The following is a 5160-nucleotide window of genomic DNA, read 5'->3' on the forward strand; positions in this document are numbered from 1 at the left end:
GGGCCATCATGGCGCGGTCAAGAGCGGAAAAAACGCTGTTATTACTCATGGATACAGTCCGCCGCAGTGCTTACTTCTGAAGCCTGGCAATGGCCTCACCAAACTCGGAAACATCTTCAAAGGCGCGGTATACGGAGGCAAAACGGATATAGGCCACTTTATCCAGCTCAATCAGGCTGTCCATCATCAGGTTGCCAACCATCTCAGAGGGCACTTCGCGCTCGCCGGTGGCGCGTAGGGTTGACTTAATCTTGTTCATTGCCTGGTCAATCTGATCGATGGATACCGGGCGCTTTTCAACGGCTTTGAGCATACCGCTGCGCAGCTTTTCCTCATCGAATGGCTGACGGGTGCCATCACGCTTGATGACCCTCGGCATCACCAGTTCGGCGCCTTCAAAGGTAGTGAAGCGCTCGTGGCATTCAGTGCACTCCCGCCGACGCCTTACCTGATGTCCCTCTCCCACCAGACGGGAGTCGATCACCTTGGTGTCGGTTGCGTTGCAAAATGGACAGTGCATGGGGCCTCCTGGCGAGCTGATTGAAGGGCAAATTGAACAGCAATACAAATAAAAATGGCCGCTGTCGCAGCGGCCATGAGTTTATCCTATTCAGGTTAAAAGGTTAACCGTAAACAGGGAAACGACTGCACAGTTCCAGCACCTGACCTTTCACGCGGGCAATCACGCTCTCGTCTTTGGCATTGTCCAGTACATCACAGATCCAGTGAGTCAGCTCACGGGCCTCGGCTTCTTTAAAGCCACGGCGGGTGATAGCTGGAGTACCGATACGGATACCGGAGGTGATAAATGGAGAGCGTGGGTCGTTTGGCACTGAGTTCTTGTTCACTGTGATGTTGGCAGCCCCCAGAGCGGCATCAGCTTCTTTACCGGTCAGGTCGCGGCCAATCAGGTCAACCAGCATCAGGTGGTTATCAGTACCGCCAGACACGATTTTGTAACCGCGCTCGAGGAACACTTCCACCATGGCCTTGGCATTCACCACAACCTGCTGCTGGTATACCTTGAATTCTGGCTCCAGCGCTTCTTTGAAGGCTACCGCTTTACCGGCGATAACGTGCATCAGCGGGCCGCCCTGACCACCTGGGAATACAGCTGAGTTCAGCTTCTTGTACAGGTCTTCATCGTTGGCAGCAGACAGAATGATACCGCCACGTGGACCGGCCAGGGTCTTGTGGGTGGTAGAAGTCACTACGTGCGCGTGTGGCACCGGGTTTGGATACACACCGGCGGCGACCAGACCGGCCACGTGGGCCATGTCCACAAACAGGTATGCGCCAATCTTGTCTGCGATTTCACGCATGCGCGCCCAGTCAACGATGCCGGAATAGGCAGAGAAACCACCAATCATCATCTTTGGCTTGTGCTCAACGGCCAGACGTTCCATTTCGTCGTAGTCAATTTTGCCGGTCTCATCGATACCGTAAGGAATGATGTTGTACAGTTTGCCGGAGAAGTTAACCGGTGAGCCGTGGGTCAGGTGACCACCATGGGCCAGGTTCATACCCAGTACAGTGTCGCCTGGCTTGAGCAGGGTCATGTACACGGCACTGTTGGCCTGAGAGCCGGAGTGTGGCTGTACGTTGGCAAAGGTTGCACCAAACAGTTCCTTGGCGCGTTCTATGGCCAGGGTTTCCACGATGTCGACATACTCGCAACCACCATAGTAACGCTTGCCGGGGTAACCTTCGGCGTACTTGTTGGTCAGCTGTGAGCCCTGAGCCTGCATTACACGGGGAGAGGTGTAGTTCTCAGAGGCGATAAGCTCGATATGCTCTTCCTGACGACGGGTTTCGTCTTCAATCGCCTTGAACAGCTCGGGATCATAGTCGGCAATATTCATGGTCTTCTTCAGCATTGGTCACTCCAGCTGGCAAATCTTATAGGTAGGGTTGCGCGGTATTCTACTCTGCTATCGATCACAATCCCAGCCGCAATATGATGAAAATCCGTCTCAGTGCCGATGACTGTGTTTCATCATCAAAACAACCCGATTGCTGAATGTGATTTCACATCGCCATCTGGAGAATAACGCCCTGACTTGGTAAACTTCGGCCAATTTTCAGTGCTTAATTCTATTTGTAAATCGCAGAGAGACGACATGGCTCAGTTTGTTTACAGCATGCTGCGGGTTGGCAAAATCGTGCCGCCCAAGAAGCAAATCCTTAAAGACATCTCCCTAAGCTTCTTCCCCGGCGCCAAGATTGGTGTTCTGGGTCTGAACGGCTCGGGTAAATCCACATTGCTGCGCATCATGGCCGGTATCGACACCGAAATCGAAGGTGAAGCCCGCCCCATGCCCGGTCTCAAGATTGGCTACCTGCCACAGGAGCCACAACTTGACCCTAACCAGACAGTGCGTGAAGCCATCGAAGAAGCCGTTGGCGACGCCAAGCGCGCCCTTACCCGTTTGGATGAAGTGTACGCCGCCTATGCCGAGCCGGACGCCGACTTCGACGCCCTGGCCAAGGAGCAGGGCGAGCTGGAAGCCATTATTCAGGCCCAGGATGCCCACAACCTGGATAACATCCTCGAGCGCGCCGCCAACGCCCTGCGTCTGCCGGAGTGGGATGCCAGGATTGAAGTGCTGTCCGGTGGTGAGCGCCGCCGTGTGGCCATCTGCCGCCTGCTGCTTGAAAAGCCCGAGATGCTGCTGCTGGACGAACCAACCAACCACCTGGACGCCGAGTCTGTTGCCTGGCTTGAGCACTTCCTGCAGGAATACTCAGGTACCGTAGTGGCCATTACCCACGACCGTTACTTCCTCGACAATGCCGCCGGCTGGATCCTGGAACTCGACCGCGGCGAAGGCATCCCATGGCAGGGCAACTACTCCAGCTGGCTGGAGCAAAAAGAAGCCCGTCTGAAGCAGGAAGCCGCCACCGAAAGCGCCCGCCAGAAGACCATCTCCAAGGAACTTGAGTGGGTGCGTCAGGGAGCCAAAGGCCGCCAGTCCAAGGGCAAGGCCCGTATGAACCGCTTCGAAGAGCTCAACAGCTCTGACTACCAGCGCCGTAACGAGACCAACGAGCTGTTTATTCCGCCCGGACCGCGTCTTGGTGACAAGGTGATTGAGGTGCGTAACCTCACCAAGAGCTACGGCGACCGCGTGCTTATCGACAACCTGTCGTTTTCGGTGCCCAAGGGCGCCATCGTGGGCATCATCGGTGCCAACGGTGCAGGTAAATCGACCCTGTTCCGCCTGCTGAGCGGCGCAGAGCAGCCTGATAGCGGTGAAATCGATATCGGTGAAACCGTGAAACTGGCTTCGGTTGAGCAGTTCCGTGATTCCATGAATAACAAGGCCACCATCTGGGAAGAAATTTCCGGTGGCCAGGACATCATGCGCATCAACAATATGGAAATACCAAGCCGCGCCTATGTCGGCCGCTTTAACTTCCGTGGTGCGGATCAGCAAAAGATCATCGGCACCCTGTCCGGTGGTGAGCGTAACCGTGTGCACCTGGCCAAGCTGCTGCAGGCCGGCGGCAACGTGCTGCTGCTCGACGAACCCACCAACGATCTGGACGTGGAAACCCTGCGTGCCCTTGAAGAAGCCCTGCTGGAATTCCCCGGCTGCGCCATGGTGATTTCGCACGACCGTTGGTTCCTCGACCGTATCTGTACCCACATCCTCGACTACCGCGATGAGGGTCAGGTGAACTTCTACGAAGGTAATTACACCGAGTATTCTACCTGGCTGAAGAACACCTACGGCACCGATGTGGTTGAGCCGCACCGCCTCAAGTACAAGCGCATGACCAAATAATCTTGTGATGCACAAAAAAGGAGACCTCAGGGTCTCCTTTTTTATTTAGGCCAAATTATTGCTGACGGCTGTCGTTTATCAGCCGTACCTTTTTTCATCATGCCATTCGCTGCCAAGGGCAGCTTGACGGGTATAATCAGCTGCAAAACTATTAACGGAATATGAGAGGTCTGCTGTGTGTGCTTCAGTTTTTAACGGGGTAGGGCTTGCTTTGGTGCTTGGCGTAGCCTTAGTCACTTTCACCGTACAGGCAGAAGTTGAAACAACCACTGTCTTTCACGATGGCCCCTACGTCATAGACAATGAGCACAGCAGTGCCGATGCCCTGTGGATCTGTAACAGCGAACTGAAAAAAACACCGGGCACGGGTCAGTTAACCCGCCCAGAACACTGCGGCGAATTGCCCCAGCCACTGCTGCACGCCCCCTACTCCATTGATGCCGACAGCTTCAGCGATGTACGCCACGTGGTAGCCCTGAGTGACGTGCACGGCCAATACGATGTGCTGCTTAAGCTGCTCCGTGCCCATAAGGTGATAGATGAAAATAATCGCTGGGCACTGGGAGAAGGCCATCTGGTGATGACCGGCGATATGTTTGACCGTGGTCATCAGATAAATGAAGTGCTGTGGTTTATGTACGGTCTGGATAAGCAGGCCCGCGATGCCGGTGGCATGATGCATCTGCTTATGGGTAACCATGAACAAATGGTACTGCAGGGAGATCTGCGCTACATCCATGAACGTTATCAGCAGAGCAGCGAATTGATTGGCCGCAGTTACGATGCGCTTTACGACCAGGACACAGAAATCGGCAAATGGCTTCGCAGCAAAAACACCGTCGCCATAGTCAACGACATGCTGTTTATGCACGGCGGCATCAGCCCCGAGTGGCTCGAACGGGGCCTGAGTATCGGTAAGGCCAACGACCTTTACCGTAAGCACATCGACGATGAACGGGCCGAACTGAAAGCCAATCCGCTGCTTAACTTTTTGTTTTTCAAAGGCGGCCCCACCTGGTATCGAGGCTACTTCAAAGATGAGCTGAGCTCGGAGCAGATTGATGGGCTGCTGAAACATTTTGGGGTAAACCACATAGTGGTTGGCCACACCTCACAGGAGAGGGTGCTCGGGCTTTTTAACAACCGCATCATTGCCATCGATTCATCGATTAAACTGGGCAAGTCCGGGGAATTATTATCGGTGGAAGACGGCAAACTACTGCGGGGCAAGTTTGATGGCAGCCGCAGCGAGCTTGTCAGCGACTGATAGCTTTTTAAAACCACGTCTATAATTCAGAGAAACTGACCAAGCCAATCTGAGTTATGCCATTGAGAATAGTGCTATTGTTTGCGCTGCTTTTCCTGCCCCACA

Annotated in this window: 4 protein-coding genes; 2 read left to right on the top strand and 2 right to left on the bottom strand. The window is 54.4% G+C overall.

The window, feature by feature from the left end; genetic code table 11:
- Positions 1-70: 70 nt before the first annotated feature.
- A complete protein-coding gene (nrdR, locus tag ABYK60_RS18105) occupies positions 71-520 on the bottom strand; it encodes a transcriptional regulator NrdR (protein WP_011759131.1) in 450 nt (149 codons plus the stop codon).
- 103 nt (positions 521-623) lie between these two features.
- Positions 624-1877 (bottom strand): serine hydroxymethyltransferase, encoded by a 1254-nt coding sequence (gene glyA, locus ABYK60_RS18110; protein ID WP_372873395.1) that lies wholly within the window; start codon positions 1875-1877, stop codon positions 624-626.
- 243 nt (positions 1878-2120) lie between these two features.
- Between glyA and ettA the strand changes: the two genes are divergently transcribed.
- Both ettA and ABYK60_RS18120 read left to right on the top strand, forming a co-directional pair.
- On the top strand, positions 2121-3788 hold the full coding sequence (gene ettA / locus ABYK60_RS18115) for an energy-dependent translational throttle protein EttA (protein ID WP_372873396.1): 1668 nt from the start codon (positions 2121-2123) through the stop codon (positions 3786-3788).
- A 175-nt stretch (positions 3789-3963) separates the two neighbouring features.
- Positions 3964-5055 carry a metallophosphoesterase gene (locus ABYK60_RS18120; protein WP_372873397.1) on the top strand — a complete coding sequence of 364 codons (1092 nt, stop codon included), beginning with the start codon at positions 3964-3966 and terminating at the stop codon, positions 5053-5055.
- The last annotated feature ends 105 nt before the right edge of the window (positions 5056-5160 follow it).

Source organism: Shewanella sp., from assembly GCF_041630135.1.
Lineage (GTDB): Bacteria > Pseudomonadota > Gammaproteobacteria > Enterobacterales > Shewanellaceae > Shewanella.

Bases quoted from the DNA above. Each gene is read 5' to 3' on its own strand.
- nrdR (WP_011759131.1), bottom strand. From the start codon at position 520: ATGCACTGTCCATTTTGCAACGCAACCGACACCAAGGTGATCGACTCC.
- glyA (WP_372873395.1), bottom strand. From the start codon at position 1,877: ATGCTGAAGAAGACCATGAATATTGCCGACTATGATCCCGAGCTGTTC.
- ettA (WP_372873396.1), top strand. From the start codon at position 2,121: ATGGCTCAGTTTGTTTACAGCATGCTGCGGGTTGGCAAAATCGTGCCG.